The 19,324-nt window shown below is 69.4% G+C and carries 14 protein-coding genes, 3 tRNA genes and 1 pseudogene; 7 read left to right on the top strand and 11 right to left on the bottom strand.

The annotated features are described in order from the left end of the window. Positions 1–72 precede the first annotated feature (72 nt). A complete protein-coding gene (locus ACGF8A_RS34010) occupies positions 73–1,059 on the bottom strand; it encodes a ParB/RepB/Spo0J family partition protein (protein WP_393114601.1) in 987 nt (328 codons plus the stop codon). Between the two features lie 431 nt (positions 1,060–1,490). Then, positions 1,491–1,661, bottom strand: a complete 171-nt coding sequence (locus ACGF8A_RS34005) for a hypothetical protein (protein WP_393114599.1) — start codon at positions 1,659–1,661, stop codon at positions 1,491–1,493. Between the two features lie 244 nt (positions 1,662–1,905). On the opposite strand from ACGF8A_RS34005, the gene ACGF8A_RS34000 reads away from it, so the two are divergent. Further along, positions 1,906–2,448, top strand: coding sequence for a hypothetical protein (locus ACGF8A_RS34000; protein WP_393114597.1), 543 nt, complete (start codon positions 1,906–1,908; stop codon positions 2,446–2,448). 5 nt (positions 2,449–2,453) lie between these two features. Next, the gene (locus tag ACGF8A_RS33995; protein WP_393114595.1) at positions 2,454–3,221 is read left to right on the top strand and encodes a hypothetical protein; all 768 of its coding nucleotides are present in this window, start codon (positions 2,454–2,456) and stop codon (positions 3,219–3,221) included. Here the strand turns inward: ACGF8A_RS33995 and ACGF8A_RS33990 are convergent. Together ACGF8A_RS33990 and ACGF8A_RS33985 are read right to left on the bottom strand one after the other, a co-directional pair. After that, positions 3,218–4,192, bottom strand: a complete 975-nt coding sequence (locus ACGF8A_RS33990; protein ID WP_393114593.1) for a recombinase family protein — start codon at positions 4,190–4,192, stop codon at positions 3,218–3,220. The genes ACGF8A_RS33995 and ACGF8A_RS33990 overlap by 4 nt on opposite strands. Before the next feature lie 88 nt (positions 4,193–4,280). After that, complete coding sequence (locus ACGF8A_RS33985) at positions 4,281–4,559, bottom strand: DNA-binding protein (RefSeq protein ID WP_393114591.1); 279 nt, start codon at positions 4,557–4,559, stop codon at positions 4,281–4,283. 154 nt (positions 4,560–4,713) lie between these two features. Between ACGF8A_RS33985 and ACGF8A_RS33980 the strand changes: the two genes are divergently transcribed. Continuing rightward, a complete protein-coding gene (locus tag ACGF8A_RS33980) occupies positions 4,714–6,585 on the top strand; it encodes a tyrosine-type recombinase/integrase (RefSeq protein WP_393114588.1) in 1,872 nt (623 codons plus the stop codon). A gap of 151 nt (positions 6,586–6,736) precedes the next feature. On the opposite strand, the gene ACGF8A_RS33975 is transcribed toward ACGF8A_RS33980, so the two are convergent. The 3 genes from ACGF8A_RS33975 to ACGF8A_RS33965 all read right to left on the bottom strand — a co-directional run bounded on the left by ACGF8A_RS33975 (position 6,737) and on the right by ACGF8A_RS33965 (position 7,128). Further along, a tRNA-Ile gene (locus tag ACGF8A_RS33975) sits at positions 6,737–6,810 on the bottom strand. A 167-nt stretch (positions 6,811–6,977) separates the two neighbouring features. Beyond that, positions 6,978–7,050 (bottom strand) — tRNA-Asn (locus tag ACGF8A_RS33970). Between the two features lie 5 nt (positions 7,051–7,055). Then, positions 7,056–7,128 (bottom strand) — tRNA-Asn (locus ACGF8A_RS33965). 157 nt (positions 7,129–7,285) lie between these two features. On the opposite strand from ACGF8A_RS33965, the gene ACGF8A_RS33960 reads away from it, so the two are divergent. The 4 genes from ACGF8A_RS33960 (at position 7,286) to ACGF8A_RS33945 (ending at position 12,956) form a co-directional block, all read left to right on the top strand. Then, complete coding sequence (locus ACGF8A_RS33960; RefSeq protein ID WP_393114586.1) at positions 7,286–7,591, top strand: YtxH domain-containing protein; 306 nt, start codon at positions 7,286–7,288, stop codon at positions 7,589–7,591. Between the two features lie 139 nt (positions 7,592–7,730). Continuing rightward, a complete protein-coding gene (locus ACGF8A_RS33955; RefSeq protein WP_393114584.1) occupies positions 7,731–9,182 on the top strand; it encodes an FGGY family carbohydrate kinase in 1,452 nt (483 codons plus the stop codon). 112 nt (positions 9,183–9,294) lie between these two features. Then, positions 9,295–11,028, top strand: a complete 1,734-nt coding sequence (locus ACGF8A_RS33950; protein ID WP_393114581.1) for an ABC transporter ATP-binding protein — start codon at positions 9,295–9,297, stop codon at positions 11,026–11,028. Then, the gene (locus ACGF8A_RS33945) at positions 11,028–12,956 is read left to right on the top strand and encodes an ABC transporter ATP-binding protein (protein ID WP_393114579.1); all 1,929 of its coding nucleotides are present in this window, start codon (positions 11,028–11,030) and stop codon (positions 12,954–12,956) included. The genes ACGF8A_RS33950 and ACGF8A_RS33945 overlap by 1 nt, the downstream gene beginning before the upstream one ends. A gap of 52 nt (positions 12,957–13,008) precedes the next feature. Here ACGF8A_RS33945 and ACGF8A_RS33940 read toward each other — a convergent pair. The 4 genes and pseudogenes from ACGF8A_RS33940 to ACGF8A_RS33925 all read right to left on the bottom strand — a co-directional run bounded on the left by ACGF8A_RS33940 (position 13,009) and on the right by ACGF8A_RS33925 (position 19,100). Next, positions 13,009–14,336 (bottom strand): annotated as a pseudogene (locus tag ACGF8A_RS33940) (RNA polymerase sigma factor). Between the two features lie 102 nt (positions 14,337–14,438). Then, entirely contained in the window at positions 14,439–16,340 is a 1,902-nt protein-coding gene (gene dnaG / locus ACGF8A_RS33935) for a DNA primase (protein WP_393114576.1), read from the bottom strand. 38 nt (positions 16,341–16,378) lie between these two features. Beyond that, positions 16,379–17,644, bottom strand: a complete 1,266-nt coding sequence (locus ACGF8A_RS33930; RefSeq protein WP_393114574.1) for an NAD(P)/FAD-dependent oxidoreductase — start codon at positions 17,642–17,644, stop codon at positions 16,379–16,381. A 157-nt stretch (positions 17,645–17,801) separates the two neighbouring features. Continuing rightward, positions 17,802–19,100 carry a deoxyguanosinetriphosphate triphosphohydrolase gene (locus ACGF8A_RS33925; RefSeq protein WP_393114571.1) on the bottom strand — a complete coding sequence of 433 codons (1,299 nt, stop codon included), beginning with the start codon at positions 19,098–19,100 and terminating at the stop codon, positions 17,802–17,804. Between the last annotated feature and the right edge of the window lie 224 nt (positions 19,101–19,324).

Raw genomic sequence — 19,324 nt, 5'->3', positions numbered from 1 at the left:
GACGCTGCACGCCCTCGAACCCGTGCCCCACACCACCATCAGCCCTCGGCGAGAAATCGGACCCCGGAAACATCAGCCGGTGGATCCGGGCTCAGGCTTCTCGGCCTTCTTCGCAGCCGCCTCCTGCTGAACCTCAACGGCCGCCTTGTTGAAGTCTTCGGCCATGGCTCGCTGGATGCCCTGCGCCTTGCTCAGCAGGTTCCGCACCATCTGCACCTTGGCGTACAGGCGGCCGACGACGCGCAGGTGGCGGGCGAGGTCGTCACCGAGGATGACGGCCAGGTCCTCCGGCTTCTTCTCGGCCAACTCCTCCAGCAGCGGGATCAGAACCTCCTCGGCCTTGCCGAGCCCGTCCTTCGCCTTGGCCTTGGCCTTCTTCTGCTTCTCCTGCTCCTCGGCCGTCGGCGCCTTCTCGTTGGTGAGGGAGGTCTGCTGCTCCATCATCTTGAGGCCGTTCGCGAAGTGCTGCGCCTCGGCCTCGCTGTCGAAGTCGCCGCGCACGTACCGCATGGCGGCCACCATCTGGTTCGCCGGGTTGAGCTGGGCGATGTGCCAGGCGAGGTTGTTCTTGATCTGCCCCTGGTCGACCATCTCGGCCACCTCGGGGCGCAGGGTGAGCAGGCCCAGCCGCCAGGTGATGTGGGTCTCGGTCTTGCCGAACTGCTTGGCGATCTTCACCGGGGTCCATCCGGCAGCCTTGAGGTCGGCGTACGCACCGGCTTCCTCCATGATCGTCATGTCCGCGCGGTTGACGTTCTCAGCGATGCTGAGGACGTACGCCTCTTCCTCGGTGGCACCTTCAACGACCTTCACCGGGATGACCTCCAGGCCGGCCGCCTGGCAAGACCGCCAGCGCCGCTCGCCCGCAATGAGCATGTAGGGGACCTTGGCGCCCTCGACCGGCCGGACGACGACCGGCTGAAGGAGGCCGTTCTCCTTGATGCTGTTGGTCAGCTCCTCCTGCGCCTCCTCCGAGAAGAACTTCCTCGGCTGCTCCGGGTTGGGGGCGATCTCGCTGACCTTGATGTTGATGAACTCGACCTTGTTGTTGTCGGTCATTTTCCCGCGCCTTTCGTGAATTCCGATTGAGGTGTTTCCCTTTGTTCCTACACTTATATCTTAATGGCGAATACCGCCAAAGCAAGTTCAGAACTCTTTTAATTCAAGGGAATTCAGGAAGAGAAATTCGCCGCATTCCCCAATCCCCTTTCCTGGGTGGGGACATGAGAGAGCCCGCCGCGACCAAGCGGTCACGGCGGGCTGGCTCCCGTCATGCACCCCGACGGCCACACCGGACGGCCGACTCCTCGCCGGGCGGGGCGCGGGGGGGTCGGCCACCCGGCGAGGAGTAGGGAAGGACGCCGCTCACGCGACGCGTGCCGTGCGGGGCTCCTGCGGCTGCTGTACCCGCTCGGCACGTCAGAACGTACATCAGACGATCAAAAATGTCACCTATATCTGAGGAGTAGGGCGCGGCATCGCCCGACAGTTCAACAGGCGCCGTCCTCCTCACCTTCGCCCGGTTCCCCGCGGCGCATCCCGGCCTGCCACTCCAGCACCTTCCGGGCTTCCGCGCGGGCAGCGGCCCCGACCCCACCCCGGAGCAGGGGTGAGGGCTGCTGGGCCAGTTCATTGATCCGCCGCTCGTCGATTTCGGACATGCGATTCCTCCCGTGAACGGCAAGCGCGCCGCCTTCGCCCGCCCAGATGCGACTTCCTCGACGGCCCCACCGAGAGGCGGGTAACGGAGCGCGCGACGCCCGTCGTTCATCCGCCGGCTCCCCCGGGGAAACTGTCCAACAAACCCTATAACCCCTCCGAGCTGCGGGGTATCGTAGAGGTAGTGACGATTGTTACCGGCCAGTCGCCTGCGGCGAGCATACGACACAGCCAGAGAAGGCGGATATGGCAGACACCACCGGTGGGCCTCAACCCATGGCCCTGGCCTCGAAGTTGCTTGTCCTGCTGCGCCTGCGCCGCGATCCTGACGGGTTCACTCCCAGCGCCCGGGACGTCTCCGATGCGACGACCCCGGCGGGTCAGCGCAAGCCCCTGCTGTCGCACGGCACCGTCAACAGCCTGATGAACGGCACCAGCAGCAATCCCAGGTCGTCTACCATCACTGCGCTCGCTCAGGCACTCGACGCCCCGGCCGCGTACTTGCTCTCAGGGCCGGAGTGGGACGACCTCGCAGCCCTGTCCGTGTACCGGGAGCACCCTGAAGCCCGCGAAGTCATGCGTTTAATGCAGGGCCTTGAAGTGCAGGACATTCTTGAAATCCGTTCGAAGCTCCGGGAGATCCGTGTTCGCAGGGGACTGTCCGAAGAGGTCCCCGCGATCCCCCCGCCTCCCCCCGGCGTCGACCAGCCCCGTGAGGGCCGGCCGCGCCGCCTGCTGAGCCTGCACGAAGCCGCTGAGAGGGCAGCGGATGATCTGGAAGGACGTTGAACCTCTTGCACGGCCTCATCTACGGTGTCTGTGCCCTTGTCACAGCCATCAGCGCGGCGATACGCCTGCACCACACCCGTAAGCGACGCAATCAAGCGGTCTATCAAATCGCCCACAGGGCCCGGGTGTCGGCGTTCGTAGCCTGCTTCTTCGGCTCGCTCCTGGCGATCCCCACAGTCGCCGAAGCCGTTGACCGGCTCATGGACTTCAACGAGGTCTCATCCCTCGCCTCGGACCTCGCCGCGGTGATCTTCTGGGCAAGCCTCCAAGTCCTGATCGTGGACTGGACGCACTCAAGAAGCCACGTACAGGCGGGAGTCGCAGTACGCCTCTTCGCCGTGTGCTGCGTCATCGTGGCGATGATCTGGGAGTTCCATGTTGCCGACACCGCGCACATGGACCTGTCCACGGCCTACGCGCGTAGCAGCGATGTGAGGCTGTACCTGCTCACCTACCTCGGCTTCACAGCCGTTGCCGGAGTGGAGATCGGCGCCTTCTCCACGGGGCTGGCCGTTGCGGCCTGGCAACAACGACGCGCCGCCGCAACCGGACTGTCCATCGCTGCCGCCGGAGGCATCTTTGGCGTCGCCTATGCACTCAGCCGGGGCGCGTACATCATCGCCGACCGCACCGGACACGCCTGGCCGCTGTCCGTCGAAAACGCCGTCAGCCCCGCCTTGGCGGGGCTCTCCATCATCTGCGTGGCCACCGGTCTCGCACTGGCCACCATCGGCTACAACATCACCCCCAAAGGCGCTGGCAGCACGGTCTAAGCGGATTTCTCCTCAGCCGCCACACCCCATTGACGCCAGTGCAGTGCCACCCGGTCGGCGTCCACGGTGCGAGAGCCCCTGGACGCCGCCGGGTACACGGCCACCTTCTCCAGCATGAGGACCAGGACGCCCTTCTTCGCCTTCAACGGCGCATGCTTCCACCACCGCACGAGGTCCGGGACATCGCCGACAGGGACGTGCTTGACCTGCTCCAGGAAGCGCGCCTTCGTCTCGCTGTCGCGGATCAACTGCTTGAGCTCCTTATCGGCCGTCCGGAAGGCCTTGAGCGAGATGTCCGGCGAGCGCGCGTAGTCCTCCCCCAGCTTCTTCTGCCGTCTGCGTGCGGCGGCCGCCTCCTTACGCAGGACGGCAGCCTGGGCCAGCAATTCGTCGCGAGCCTCACCGATCAGTGCGCTGACCTCCGGCTTGGCCAACTCCGCCAGCACGTGCTCAGCGACGTACGTCTCCAGCAGGTCAGCATTGATGCGGACCTTGCCGCACCCGCCGGGATGCTGCGCGGTGCTCGGAGGGCAACGGTGCCCGCGTGCTCCGGCGTTCGACGGCGACGCCCCGAGCGTGGTGGCGCACAGGCCGCAGACGCCCAGCGAACCCGAGATCAGGTACTCCCGCTGCTCAGTCCGCTGGTTGTCCGGGTTGTTGGAAGGGCGCAACGCACGGATGGCCTCGAAGTCCTCGCGGGGGATGATCGCCGGACCGCCGGTCTCGACCAGCTCGCCGTTCTCGTTCTCCGCCAAGCCGGCGATGGCCGGGTGGTCGAGAATGTTCGCCAGGACATCCGGCTTGAACAGGCCGCCTCGCGTCGTGCGGTACCCCTCGGCGTTCATCCCCTCGCAGATGGCGGGATAGGACTGCTTGAGCAGCCGCCGAGAGGCGGCGGCACGAATCCCCTCCGCCTCGCTCTCGCGCACTCGCCGGTACGCCATGTCCTCGAAGCCGTACAGCCTTGGCATCTCCTCGCCCCTCCTACCGACCCCCTTGACGCTTATGACTTTACAGAAGATAGGTCACATTGTTGGAAAGCAAACAATCACCTCAAGGTCACACATCACTGCCATCGTTCACGTTCTCACCCCTGCCGCCACGCCGCTCGACGCCGAGGATCTTCCACAGCTCCGCCGTCGGCACTCGGACTGTGCCGCCCAGCGGGAGCGTCCGAACAGGGAACTTCCCCTTGCGGACCAGCTCGTACGCCTTATCTCGGCCGATTCCCAGAGCTCGCCCGGCAGTTGTCACGTTGACCGTGGCCGGAAGGGCCAGCAGCTCCTCCAGACCCATCGCTCCGGCCGAAGCCTGTCCGCCCGCTTCCTGAGCAGCCATCTCGTTGGTCGCAATCTCCCCCGCGCCAACTTGCTGGCAACTTTACAACGCTGTCCGACACCCCCAGCAAGATCGAGAGAGATCACGCCAGACACGTACGGACTCGTACGCACAACCGTGGCTGGCCGAGGGCCAGCCGACAGCAGGGGGTCGGATGTACTCGCCGAACTTCTACCGGCGATGCCAGTGCAAGGGGCCGCTCACCGACACGAACGGCAACCCCATACTGAACGACGATGGGACACCGAAGATCGGTGACATAGGGCTGACGTGCCCGAAGCTCGGAAGGAAGGGCCACGGAACGTGGTACTTCGCCCTGGAGCTGGAGCGCGGCGAGAACGGCAAGCGCCGCCGCCCCAAGCGCGGCGGCTTCCCCACCAAGGAGAAGGCCGAGGAGGCGGCCGAGAAGTTCTACAAGGAGTTGGCAGGCGGTACCGATGTGCTGTCCACCGAGGCCATGGCCGAGTATCTGCGGCGCTGGATCGAGTCGAAGAAGAAGCTCGCCCGCACCACTCGACACGGCTACCAGGAACACATCGACAACTACCTGGTGCCTCACCTGGGGCACATCAAGCGCCGAGACCTCCGGGTCCGCCACCTCGACGCCATGTACAACGCCATCGAGCGCGAGAACGCCGAGCGAATACTCCACCATCTGCGTGTCGAGGAGCTGACCAGGGCCCGCGACGCTGCGCACCAAGCCTGGGTTCGCGCCGCAGGCAAGAAGGAAGAGCGCCGCCGTACCCGGCGCGCCTACCTCGATGCCAACGCCGCCCTGCGCGAGGGTCGCAAGGGCCTGCGGAAGGTCACGTCCGCAGCGACCATGCACCGCATCAATGACACCCTCAGCTCCGCCATCACCTGGGGGGTGAAGCGCGAGGACGCGTTCAGCAAGAACTGGGCTCGGCTGGTCGAGCTGCCGGCCGTCACCCGGCCCAAACCCCTCGTGTGGACACCTGAACGGGTCGAGCACTGGAAGCGAACCGGCGAGAAGCCGGGCCCAGTCATGGTCTGGACGCCCGAGCAGACCGGCGCCTTCCTGGACTTCGTCCGGGACGACTGGCTGTACGACCTGTGGCACTCCTTTATCTTCTTGGGCCCCCGCCGGGGCGAGATGTGCGCCCTGCCGCTGCGCGAGGTCAACCTCGCTGATCTCTGGCTACGCATCTCGGCTCAGATCGTGGAGGTGGCCTACCGGCTGTACGGCGAAGCTCCCAAGGCCGACAGTGTCCGCACCCTGAACCTGAGCGAGGAGTCGGCCGAGGTCCTGAGGCAGGGACGAACCCGGCGAGGGAAGGCGCGCGAGGAGTGGTCGTCCGCAGAAGCCTGGGTCGAGTCGGACCGGTTCTTCACGCACGAGAACGGCGAGCCGCTCCACCCCGACTGGGTGAGCCGACGCTTCAAGCGCCTGGTGGAGCTGTCTGGTCTCCCCCCGGTCCGGCTTCATGATCTCCGGCATATCTCGGCCAGCCTGTCGTTGCTCCAGGGCAACGACATCAAGGTGGTCCAGGAGCGGCTTGGGCACAGCTCGCGCCAGATCACCTCGGACACCTACACCAGCGTCCTGCCCGAGCTTGCCCGACGCGAGGCCGAGTCCATGACGTCCGTGATTCCGCGCGGTGTCTCCTATGACGTGCTCCGGCCGCTCGCCCTTCCCTTGAAGCTCTTCAGTGACGGAACGGCCGTTGTCTCTGCCGACGCCACCCGGAGCCGTGAGGGTGTCTGGACTGTCAGCGTGAAGGCGCGGCACGACGGCCGCTCGCTCGGCCGGATCAAGACGGCCGCTGCCAGCCAGGAGAGCGCGGCCCTGGCCGTGATCCAGTGGGTACGCGGCCACTGCAAGGAGACCGGTATCAGGATCCTGTCGGCGGACAAGATCACCGCACATCCGCCAGAGCTCGGGAAGCGTCGACGCCTGGCCCGCTTTGTCATCGACGGCGAGGCCGAGATGGGGCTCGATAGCCTGGCCCGCGACCTGCTCGATGCCGGGGAGCAGGGCCAAGATCCGTCTGATGAGGCCGCCTAGTCACCTGAGAGACCCGGGCGGCGCCCTCCGGGTCCCTGTCGGGTCCCTGGATCTTGGTCTGAACGGATGAACGGGGGCCACCACCTTGGAGTGGTAACCCCCGTTCTCACGTTTTCGCAGGTAGAAACGATCCTGCGGCACCGCTCTGCGGTGGGGCGGGTGGGACTCGAACCCACGGCCGACGGATTATGAGTCCGCTGCTCTAACCGGCTGAGCTACCGCCCCATAGCGGCGTGTCGCGCACATTTGTACGCGCCGTCTGCCGCAGCATAGCCGCTCATACGATCTCCTGCTCCGGATGGTCGGCTTCACATGACCTTGAGGACTCCGCCCTGGCCCGGGCGGTTCCACCGGACATGAAAAAGGACCCCGGCGGGGTCCTCTTCAGGCTGCTCCCCCGACTGGACTCGAACCAGTAACCTGCCGGTTAACAGCCGGCTGCTCTGCCAATTGAGCTACGGAGGACCGAGCTCCCCCGACTGGACTCGAACCAGTAACCTGCCGGTTAACAGCCGGCTGCTCTGCCAATTGAGCTACGGAGGAATGCCTCGTTGCATCGAACGCACCCACCTGGGTATCCGCCAGAGGGCGCGCGCTCGCTGCGACACATACATTAGCGCAAGCAGGGGGGTGCTTCGCCAATCGGTACTCCCGGCTCCAGGCCGCGCCAGAGGACCTACGCAAGGGAAGGGTGGCCGCCATGCGTTACCGGCTCACGTTCGTCGTCGGACTCGCTGTGGGTTACGTGCTGGGCACACGAGCCGGGCGCGAACGCTACGAACAGCTGAAGAAGACCGCGCGTCAGTTCGCGCAGAACCCCGCCGTCCGGAACACCGCCGAGACGGCCGCCATGCAGGGCCGCCAGTTCGCCGGCAAGGCGTACCACACGGTGAGCGAGAAGGTCGGCGACCATATGCCCGACTCGGTCGCCCACCGCGTGCGCTCGCTGCGCGAGCGCAACATCAACGGCACGGCGGAGGACGACTGGGGCACCAGCAACACATAGAAGGGGGCGGCGAAGACGCCCCCACAGGGGCGCGGGGGCCCGCGCGACCAGCCGCGGACCACCCGCACCCCGAACACTTCACACACCCCTACGGTCTCCCCGGTCCAAGCCGGCGCGGCGCTACGGCAGAATTTGAGGCATGGGGATAGTAGCCGGGCTGGACAGTTCGCCCGATTTCACTCGTATCGTCGTCTGCGACGCGGACACGGGCGCCGTGCTGCGGCAGGGCTACGCGCCGCACCCGGTGGAAGCCGAGGGCGCCGGGCGCCCCAGTGACGTCGATCCGCAGGCCTGGCTGCTGTCCCTGGGCGAAGCTGCGGGCGGTGGCCTGCTGGAAGGCGTGCAGGCCATCGGCGTGTCCGCCCAGCAGAACGCCCTGGTGCCGCTGGACGCCCAGGGTGGCACCGTACGGCCGGCGCTGGTCGGCGGTGACAAGCGGGCGCAGGTCTCGGCGGCCGACCTGGTCGACGCGCTGGGCGGGCGGGAGGCCTGGGCGCAGGCGGTGGGCTCCGTGCCGCAGGCCGCCCAGCCGGTGACCAAGCTGCGCTGGCTCTCCAGGAACGAACCCGAGAACGCGGCCCGGGTCGCGGTGCTGATGCAGGCGCACGACTGGCTGGTGTGGCAGCTGCTGGGCCGGCCGGTCCGGCGGACCACCGACCGGGGCGGGGCCTCGGGGACCGGCTACTGGTCCGCCGCCACCGGCGCCTACCGGCCCGATCTGGTGGAGCTGGCGCTCGGTCACCAGGTCATGCTGCCCGAGGTGATCGGGCCGTCCGAAGCGGCCGGTACGACGCCGGAGGGGCTGCTGATCTCCGCCGGGACCGGCGAGACCATGGCCGCCGCGTTCGGGCTGGGCCTCGGTTTCGGCGACGCGGTGGTCTCCCTGGGCGCCTCCGGGTCCGTGATGGCGGTGCATCCCGAGGCGCTCCAGGACGGCTCCGGGATGATCACCTCCCTCGCCGACGCCACCGGCATGCACCTGCCGGTGGTCACCACCCTCAACGCCGTGCGCACCCTGCGCGGCACCGCCGAGCTGCTCGGGCTGCCCGACCTGGAGAGCCTGTCCGACCTGGCGATGAAGTCGACGCCGGGCTCCCACGGCCTTGTGCTGCTGCCCTATCTGGAGGGTGAGCGGACGCCCGCGCTGCCGCACACGGCGGGGACGCTGACCGGGCTGCGGCGGGAGTCGATGAAGGCGGAGCACCTGGCGCGGGCGGCTTTCGAGGGCATGCTCTGCGGCCTGGCGGACGCCCTCGACGTGCTGCGCGGGCGTGGGGTGGAGGTGCGGCGGGTCTTCCTGCTGGGGGCGGCGGCCGAACTGCCTGCCGTGCAGGCCTCGGCGCCCTCGCTGTTCGGGGCGCAGGTCGTCGTGCCGCAGCCCGCGGACTACGCGGCGATCGGCGCGGCGCGGCAGGCGGCCTGGGCGCTCGGGGCCTCCCAGGGCAGCCTTGATCCGCGGACGCCGCCGGCCTGGCAGGGGGCGGTGGCGCAGGTGCTGGAGCCCGGTGAGGAGCTGGCGGTGGGGCAGGCCGTGCGTCAGCAGTACGTGTCGGTGCGCGAGCAGACCCACCCGGGTGCGTTCCGGGGCTAGGGCCGGGCGGCGCCCGTCGGGCCGCACGGGTTGAGGTAACGCGGGTGGAGCGTTCGACGATAGGGGCCAGGGGCAACCATCCGGCCCCTGCCGCCGACTCCGAGAGATCAGTGTGCTCATACGACTGCTGCGGACCTACCTCAGGCCCTACAAGAGACCCATCGCCGTACTGGTGGTGCTTCAGTTCCTGCAGACCTGCGCGACGCTCTACCTGCCCACCCTGAACGCCCACATCATCGACAACGGTGTCGTCCTCGGCGACTCCGGTCGCATCCTGTCCTACGGCGCTGTGATGATCGGCGTCTCGCTGGCGCAGGTGGTGTGCAACATCGGTGCCGTCTACTACGGCGCCCGCACCGCCGCGGCGCTCGGCCGGGACGTGCGGGCCGCGGTCTTCGACCGGGTGCAGTCGTTCTCCGCGCGTGAGGTGGGCCACTTCGGCGCACCCTCGCTGATCACGCGGACCACCAACGACGTCCAGCAGGTGCAGATGCTGTGCCTGATGACGTTCACCCTGATGGTCTCGGCGCCGATCATGTGCGTGGGCGGCATCGTGCTGGCCCTCGGCCTGGACGTGCCGCTGTCCGGGGTGCTGGCCGGCGTGGTGCCCGTGCTGGGCCTCAGTGTGATCGTGATCGTCCGGCGGCTGCGGCCGCTGTACCGCTCGATGCAGGTGCGGCTGGACACGGTGAACCGCGTGCTGCGCGAGCAGATCACCGGCAACCGGGTGATTCGCGCCTTCGTCCGGGACGAGTTCGAGCAGCAGCGCTTCCAGAAGGCGAACGCCGACCTGACGGAGGTGTCGCTCGGCACCGGCAAGCTGCTCGCGCTGATGTTCCCGATCGTCATGACGGTGGTGAACCTGTCGTCGATCGCGGTGGTGTGGTTCGGCGCGCACCGCATCGACAGCGGCGGGATGCAGATCGGCGATCTGACGGCGTATCTCGCCTATCTGCTCCAGATCGTGATGTCCGTGATGATGGCCACCTTCATGTTCATGATGGTGCCGCGCGCGGAGGTGTGTGCCGAGCGCATCCAGGAGGTGCTGGAGACCGCATCCAGCGTCGAGCCGCCGCGGACGCCGGTGCGGGAGCTGCTCCGGCACGGACATCTGGAGATCCGCGGGGCCGGCCTGCGCTACCCGGGTGCCGAGGAGGCGGTGCTCAAGGGCGTCGACCTGGCCGCGCGGCCCGGTGAGACCACCGCCGTGATCGGCTCGACCGGCAGCGGCAAGTCGACGCTGCTGGGACTGGTCCCCCGGCTCTTCGACGCCACCGAGGGGGAGGTGCTGGTCGACGGGGTGGACGTAAGGACGCTCGACCCGCGGGTGCTGGCCAGGACCGTCGGACTGGTACCGCAGAAGCCGTACCTGTTCGCCGGCACGGTCGCCGGCAACCTCCGCTACGGCAACCCGGACGCGACCGACGAGGAACTGTGGCACGCCCTGGAGGTGGCGCAGGCCAAGCCGTTCGTGGAGGGGCTCGAAGGGGGACTGGACGCGCCGGTCGCGCAGGGCGGCACCAACGTCTCCGGCGGTCAGCGGCAGCGGCTCGCCATCGCGCGGACGCTGGTGCAGCGGCCGGAGATCTATCTCTTCGACGACTCCTTCTCCGCGCTCGACTACGCCACGGACGCGGCCCTGCGCGCGGCGCTGGCCCGTGAGACCGCGCAGGCGACCGTCGTGATCGTCGCCCAGCGGGTGGCGACCATCCGGGACGCCGACCGGATCGTGGTGCTCGACGCGGGCCGGGTGGTGGGCACCGGCCGGCACCACGAGCTGATGGCGGACAACGAGACCTACCGGGAGATCGTGCTCTCCCAGCTGACGGAAGCGGAGGCTGCCTGATGGCCGGTCCGATGGGGCGGATGATGGCCGGGACCGGCCCCGACCATCGCTCGATGGACTTCCGGGGGTCCGGCCGGCGGCTGCTCGGCCGCTTCCGGCAGGAGCGGCCGACCATCGGCGCGCTGCTGCTGTGCGTGGTGGTGAGCGTGGGACTGTCGGTGGCCGGCCCGAAGATCCTGGGGCACGCCACCGACCTGGTGTTCGCGGGGATCGTCGGCCGCCGGATGCCGGCCGGGACGAGCAAGGAGCAGGCTCTCGACGCCATGCGGGAGCGGGGCGACGGTGCCGTGGCCGACATGCTCCGCAGCACCGACTTCACGCCGGGCGAGGGTATCGACTTCGGCGCGGTGGGGAACGTACTGCTGCTGGCGCTGGCGGTGTTCCTGGTCGCCGGCCTGCTGATGGCGGTGGCGACGCGGCTGGTGAACCGGGCCGTCAACCGGACGATGTACCGGATGCGCGAGGACGTGCAGACGAAGCTGTCCCGGCTGCCGCTGTCGTACTTCGACCAGCGGCAGCGCGGTGAGGTGCTGAGCCGGGCGACCAACGACATCGACAACATCGGCCAGACCCTCCAGCAGTCGATGGGCCAGCTGATCAACTCCCTGCTGACCATCATCGGCGTGCTGGCGGTGATGTTCTGGGTGTCCTGGATCCTCGCGCTGGTCGCGCTGGTGACGGTACCGCTGTCGCTGTCCGTGGCGACGTACGTGGGCAAGCGGTCGCAACCGCACTTCGTGCAGCAGTGGCGTTCGACGGGCGGGCTCAACGCGCACGTGGAGGAGATGTACACCGGGCATACGCTGGTGAAGGTGTTCGGGCGGCAGGAGGAGTCGGCGCGGCAGTTCGCCGAGCAGAACGCGGCGCTGTACGAGGCCGGTTTCCGGGCGCAGTTCAACAGCGGCGTGATGCAGCCGCTGATGCTGTTCGTGTCGAACATCAACTATGTGCTGGTCGCTGTGGTCGGCGGTCTGAGGGTCGCCTCCGGCTCGCTGTCGATCGGTGACGTGCAGGCCTTCATCCAGTACTCGCGGCAGTTCTCGATGCCGCTGACGCAGATCGCGTCCATGGCGAACCTGGTGCAGTCCGGGGTGGCCTCGGCCGAGCGGATCTTCGAACTGCTCGACGCGCCCGAGCAGTCGGCCGACCCGGTGCCAGGGCTGCGGCCGGAGGAACTGCGCGGCCGGGTGGCGCTGGAGGGGGTGTCCTTCCGCTACGACCCTCACAGACCGCTGATCGAGGATCTGTCGCTGACGGTGGAGCCCGGGCAGACGGTCGCGATCGTCGGCCCCACCGGTGCGGGCAAGACCACGCTGGTCAATCTGCTGATGCGCTTCTACGAGGTGTCCGGCGGGCGGATCACGCTCGACGGGGTGGACATCGCGAAGATGTCCCGCGACGAACTGCGGTCCGGGATCGGGATGGTGCTGCAGGACACCTGGCTGTTCGGCGGGACGATCGCCGAGAACATCGCCTACGGGGCCGCCCGGAAGGTCACCCGGGGCGAGATCGAGGAGGCGGCGCGGGCGGCACACGCCGACCGCTTCATCCGTACGCTGCCCGACGGGTACGACACCGTGATCGACGACGACGGGGCGGGGGTCAGTGCGGGCGAGAGGCAGCTCATCACCATCGCGCGGGCGTTTCTGTCCGATCCGGTGATCCTGGTGCTGGACGAGGCGACGTCCTCGGTGGACACCCGCACGGAGGTGCTGATCCAGAAGGCGATGGCGAAACTGGCGCACGGGCGGACGTCGTTCGTGATCGCGCACCGGCTGTCGACGATCCGGGACGCGGACACGATCCTCGTGATGGAGAACGGCGCGATCGTCGAGCAGGGCTCGCACACGGAGCTGCTCGCCGCGGACGGGGCCTACGCGCGCCTGTACAAGGCGCAGTTCGCGCAGGCGGTGGCAGAGATCGACTGAGCCGGTGCCGGGGGTGCCGCAGCGGGCGCGGCACCCCGGGCCGCCAGGCCCTTCAGTCCAGGTAGCCCCTCAGCTGGTCAGCGAAGGCGTGGTCGCGCAGCTTGTTCAGGGTCTTCGACTCGATCTGGCGTATGCGTTCGCGGGTGACGCCGAAGATGCGGCCGATCTCCTCCAGGGTGCGCGGCCGGCCGTCGGCCAGGCCGTAGCGGAGCTGGACGACCTTGCGCTCGCGCTCGCCCAGGGTCGACAGGACCGCCTCCAGGTGCTCCTTGAGCAGCAGGAACGCGGCCGACTCGACGGGGCTGGCCGCGTCGCCGTCCTCGATCAGGTCGCCGAGCGCCACGTCGTCCTCCTCGCCGACGGGCGCGTGCAGGGAGACCGGTTCCTGGGCCAGGCGCAGCACCTCGCCGACCCTCTCGGGCGGCAGGTCCAGGTGGGCGGCGACCTCCTCGGGGGTGGGTTCGTAGCCGCGTTCCTGAAGCATCCGGCGCTGCACGCGGACCACGCGGTTGATCAACTCGACCACGTGGACGGGGACCCGGATCGTGCGGGCCTGGTCGGCGAGGGCGCGGGACATGGCCTGGCGGATCCACCAGGTGGCGTACGTCGAGAACTTGTACCCACGGGCGTAGTCGAACTTCTCCACCGCCCGGATGAGTCCGAGGTTGCCCTCCTGGACCAGGTCCAGCATGGTCAGGCCGCGGCCGACGTACCGTTTGGCGACCGAGACGACGAGCCGCAGGTTCGCCTCGATGAGCCGGCGTTTGGCCATCCGGCCCATGACGACCAGGCGGTCCAGGTCCAGGGCCAGCGCGGAGTCGAGGTCGGGGGTGTTGCCCAGCTTCTCCTCGGCGAACAGACCGGCCTCGACCCGGCGGGCGAGTTCGACCTCCTCGGCGGCGCTGAGCAGCGGGATGCGGCCGATCTCCCGCAGGTACTGGCGGAACAGGTCCGAGGAGGGACCGCCGGTGTCGGCCCGGCCGGGAACGGGCACCACCGGCTCCGCCGGCTCGGCCGGCTCGGCCGCTTCGGCGGCGTCCCTGCCCTCGACGGCCTCCGCGGGGGGTTCGGTGACCCCGGGTGGCTCGTTCTCCGGGTGAAGCGCCGACCGGTTCTGCGGCGGTACGGCCACCAGCACGCCGTTCTCCGCGTCCGGCGCGGTGCCGCCGTCGCCGGCGGCGGTGGTCATGTCGGTCTGGACGAGGGTCTGGGTCTGCACGGGGGCGACCTCCAGGGTGATCGCTGCTGAGGCGTACGGCAGCGCTGCTCGGGGGACGGAGTCGGCGGCCTCGCCGCTGTCCGTCCCGTACGCGTTGAGCGGAACCGCGGGGTGAGGGACCCGTGAGGGACGGATCGGCCGCGCTCCGAGGACTCAGGCACCGGAACCCAGTGTGGGGTAAGACACATCGCCGCCACGAGGGGCGTGCGGTGACTTTTTGCGTTCGGCCCGTGACCGCGTGGTCACCCTGCCGGGGGCGGGCCTCAGAGAGCCGCGGCTCCGTGGGCCTTGAGTGCCTGGTCGTACTGCTGAAGCACCCACAGCTCGTTCTTCATCGCGGCCAGCTGGGCCGGATCACCGCCTGCTTCCAGGCGCCTGACGGTGATCTGGATCTCCTGGATGCGGCGCTCCACCGCGCGGCGGCGGACCTGGACCAGCACGGTCCCGGCGTACATCTCGTCCACGGTGCGCCGCATGATCGGCTCGACCGCCAGCTCCGTCACCATCGCGCGGACCGTGTCGTCGGGGGCCGCCTCGCGGACGCGGACCAGGTACTCCTGCGGGTCCTGGAGGCCGTACTCCGCGCCACCCGCGTCCATGATCGCCTGGCGTACGGCGGCGTAGGGCACGGCGGTGAACTCGTCCATCCCGTAGGCGTCGAAGGCCGGGGAGACCAGCTCGGCGCGCTGAAGGGCGAGTTTGAGCAGTTCACGCTCGGTGGCGTACACCGGGTTGCGCAGTGTCAGGGCCGGGCCCGACGTCCGGGGCGCGGGGGCGGCGTCGTACGGCTGCGCGGAACGTGGCGCCGGGGCCGGGCCCTTGCCGCCGCGGTCGCGTGCCCAGCGGGCCATCTGGGCCACGCGCTTGACCACGAACTGCGTGTCCAGGATGCCGAGCAGGCCGGCGAGCTGGACGGCGACCTCGTGCTGGGCGCCGCTGTTCTTGATGCGGGCGACGACGGGGGCGGCCTCGTCGAGGGCCGCCGCGCGGCCGGCCGGGGTGTCGAGGTCGTAGCGGGCGACGATCTGGCGCAGCGCGAACTCGAAGAGCGGGGTGCGGGGTTCTACCAGGTCCGAGACCGCTTCGTCGCCTTTGGCGAGCCGCAGGTCGCAGGGGTCCATGTCGTCGGGGGCGATCGCGATGTAGGTCTCGGCGGCGAACTTCTGGTCGTCCTCGAAGGCCCGCAGCGCCGCCTTCTGGCCGGCCGCGTCGCCGTCGAAGGTGAAGATCACGCGGGCCGAGCCGTTGTCCATCAGGAGGCGGCGCAGAATCTTGATGTGGTCGCCGCCGAAGGCCGTGCCGCAGGTGGCGATGGCGGTGGTCACGCCCGCGAGATGGCAGGCCATCACGTCCGTGTAGCCCTCGACCACCACCGCGCGGCTGGTCTTGGCGATCTCCTTCTTCGCCAGGTCGATGCCGTAGAGGACCTGGGACTTCTTGTAGATCGCCGTTTCGGGCGTGTTGAGGTACTTCGGGCCGTTGTCCGCTTCGTACAGCTTGCGGGCGCCGAACCCGACGACGTCACCGCCGATGTCCCGGATCGGCCACATCAACCGGCCCCGGAACCGGTCGATGGGGCCGCGGCGGCCCTCCTGGGAGAGCCCGGAGAGCAGCAGCTCCTTGTCGGTGAAGCCCTTGCCGCGCAGGTGGCGGGTGAGGTGGTCCCAGCCCTGGGGGCTGTAGCCGACGCCGAAGTGGACGGCCGCCGACTGGTCGAAGCCGCGCTCGGCAAGGAAGACCCGGCCGGTCTCCGCCTCGGGGCCGGTGGCGAGCTGCTCCGCGTACCACTCGGCGGCGATCTTGTGGGCCTCGACCAGGCGGATGCGTTCGCCGCGCTGGTGGGCGGGGTTGTAGCCGCCCTCCTCGTAGCGCAGCGTGATGCCGGCCTGGCCGGCCAGGCGCTCCACCGCCTCGGAGAAGGAGAGGTGGTCGACCTTCATCACGAACGTGATGGTGTCGCCGCCCTCCTGGCAGCCGAAGCAGTGGAAGAGGCCCTTGCCGGGGCTGACCTGGAAGGACGGCGACTTCTCGTCGTGGAACGGGCAGAGGCCCTTGAGGTTGCCGCCGCCCGCGCCCCGCAGCTGGAGGTACTCGGACACCACGGCGTCGATCGGGACCGCGTCCCGTACCGCCTTCACGTCCTCGTCGTTGATCCGTCCTGCCACGAGGTGATTCTACGGGGACGGAACGACAGTCCCGGCGGCTACGGGACGACGCCGTCCAGCGGGACGTGCGGGTCCGCCAGGGCGTCGGCGTCCACGACCGCCTGCGAGCGGACCAGGTGCTGGATCGACTCTGTGACGTCCCACACGTTCACGTTCATCCCGGCCAGCACCCGGCCCTCAGCCAGCCAGAACGCGATGAACTCCCGCTTTCCGGCGTCCCCGCGGATCACCACCTGGTCGTACGACCCGGCCGGCGCCCACCCGGAGTACTCCATCCCCAGGTCGTACTGGTCGGAGAAGAAGTAGGGCACGCGGTCGTACGTCACGGGCTGTCCGAGCATCGACTTCGCCGCCGCGGGGCCGCCGTTCAGCGCGTTCGCCCAGTGCTCGACGCGGATGCGGGTGTCGAAGAGGGCGTGCGGGAAGGCGGCCACGTCGCCGGTGGCGTAGATGTCGGGGTCGCAGGTGCGCAGCCGCTCGTCGACGACGACACCGCCGCCGAACGCCCGGTCGGCGATCTCCAGGCCCGCCGCCTCGGCGAGCCCGGTCCGGGGGGCGGCGCCGATCGCGGCGAGCACGTGGTGCGCCGGGTGTTCCTCGCCGTCGTCCGTGCGGGCGGCGAGCACCATGCCGTCCTGGCCGACGATCTCGGTCAGCCGGACGCCGAAGCGGAACCGGACGCCGTGGTCCTGGTGCAGTTCGGCGAAGAGGCCGCCCAGCTCCGGGCCGAGCACCCCGTGCAGCGGGGTCGGCCCCGGCTCGACGACGGTGACCTCCGCGCCGTACTCCCGCGCCGCCGCCGCGACCTCCAGGCCGATCCAGCCCGCGCCGGCGATCACCAGGTGGCCGTTGTCCCTGCCCAGCGACTGCAGGACGCCGCGCAGCCGCTCGGAGTGCGCGAGGCGGCGCAGGTGGTGCACGCCGGCCAGGTCGGTGCCGGGGATGTCCAGGCGGCGGGGCTCGGAACCGGTGGCCAGCAGCAGTTTGTCGTACCGGACGACCGTGCCGTCCTCGCCGAAGCGGACCGTCTTCGCCGTGCGGTCGACCGCGTCGACCGTCTGGCCCAGGTGCAGCTCGATGTCGTTCTGCGCGTACCACGCCGGTTCGTGCACGAAGACGCTGTCGCGCTCCTCCTTGCCGAGCAGGTAGCCCTTCGACAGGGCCGGGCGCTCGTACGGGTGGTCGCGTTCGTCGCAAATCAGTATCACCCGGCCGCTGAAGCCCTCCGCCCGCAGCGTCTCGGCCGCCTTCGCGCCGGCGAGCCCTCCTCCGACGATGACGAACGTCTGATCCGCGTCGACCACTTGATGCCTCCTCGTAAACGTGCCGCCCCGTGCGAGTTCAACGTGCGGCCATATGCGAGCGTCCCGCACGGAGCGTGATGCGGGAAGAGGGAGTGCCCCGATCAGGCCACGCAGGGTCACCTTCGGACCCTGGCGGGTCACTCGCGTCGCGCCAGTCTCACAGGTGTCCGGTCAGCCGCACGTGCAGCGCCCGCGCGGAGGCGTCCGTCAGGGACGCGATCTGGTCGACGATCACCCGTTTGCGCGCGCGGTCGTCGGGCGCGCGGTCGAACAACGCGCGGAACTGGGGGTCGAGTCCGTCCGGGGCGCGTGCGGTGAGCGCCTCCGCCAGTTCGGCGACGACCACCCGCTGGTCCGCGCGGAGCCTGGCCTGTTCGGCGCGCTGCATGACGTACCGGTCGGCGACCGCCTTCAGCACCGCGCACTCCGTCCGGGTCGCGCGCGGTACGACCAGCTCGGCCGCGTACCGGGTGAGCCGGCCGCCTCCGTACGCCTCGCGGGTGGCGCTCTCGGCGGCCAGGCAGAAGCGGCCGATGAGCTGGCTGGTGGCGTCCTTGAGGCGGGCCTGGGCCTGCGCCGTGCCGTCGTAGCCGTGCGGCCACCACTCCTCGTCGAGGAGCCGGTCCAGGGCGGCGGCGAGTTCGGCCGGGTCGGTGTCCGCAGCGACGTACCGGCCGACGGCGACCTCGAACACCGCGTGCCGTTCCGGCTCGGCGTGCAGGCAGTTGGGGTCGATGTGGCCGGCGTGCAGGCCGTCCTCCACGTCGTGCACCGAGTACGCCACGTCGTCCGACCAGTCCATGACCTGGGCCTCGAAGCAGGTCCGGGTGCCGGGGACGTCCTTGCGGACCCAGTCGAACACCGGGCGGTCGTCCTCGTAGACACCGAACTTCGGGGAGTGCGGGTCGGTGGGGTGGAAGCCGCGCGGCCAGGGGTACTTGGTGGCGGCGTCGAGGGCGGCGCGGGTGAGGTTGAGGCCGACGGAGCCCTCGGGGGTGAAGCGTTTGGGCTCGATGCGGGTGAGGAGCCGCAGGGACTGGGCGTTGCCCTCGAAGCCGCCGCAGTCCTCGGCGAATTCGTTGAGGGCCTGTTCGCCGTTGTGCCCGAAGGGCGGGTGGCCGAGGTCGTGGGAGAGGCAGGCGGCCTCGACCAGGTCGGGGTCGCAGCCGAGGGCCGCGCCGAGTTCGCGACCGACCTGCGCGCATTCCAGGGAGTGGGTGAGGCGGGTGCGGGGGCTGGGGTCCCAGGCCGCGCTGGTCCCTCCCGGGGTCACCACCTGCGTCTTGCCGGCGAGTCTTCTCAGGGCGGCGGAGTGGAGGATGCGGGCCCGGTCGCGCTGGAAGGCGGTGCGGCCGGGGCGTTTGTCGGGCTCGGGGGCCCAGCGGTCGACCGACGCCGGGTCGTAACCGGGGGGCGGGATGTGGTTCTCGTGCTGGTGGGGTGCGGTGCCTTCCATGACTCGACAGTACGTGCACGGGGTGACATCCGCGTATGCGCCCGCCTGGTCAGCGCGTATGCGCCCGCCTGGTCAGGTTGTGCGTCGGGGGCGGGTCGTGGGTGGCCGTCGGCGCGGTTCGCCGTACCCCTAGACGAGTCTTTCCGAATACGGTCAGTGGTCGTAGGCGGTCAGTGAGCGGCTGACCGCCTGGCCGGTCTGGAAGTTGTGCCAGATCGCGGCGG

It is taken from the genome of Streptomyces sp. NPDC047706 (assembly GCF_043204795.1).
Lineage (GTDB): Bacteria > Actinomycetota > Actinomycetes > Streptomycetales > Streptomycetaceae > Streptomyces.
The sequence above is the reverse complement of the archived record's forward strand: the minus strand, read 5'-3'. Positions and strand labels throughout refer to the sequence as shown.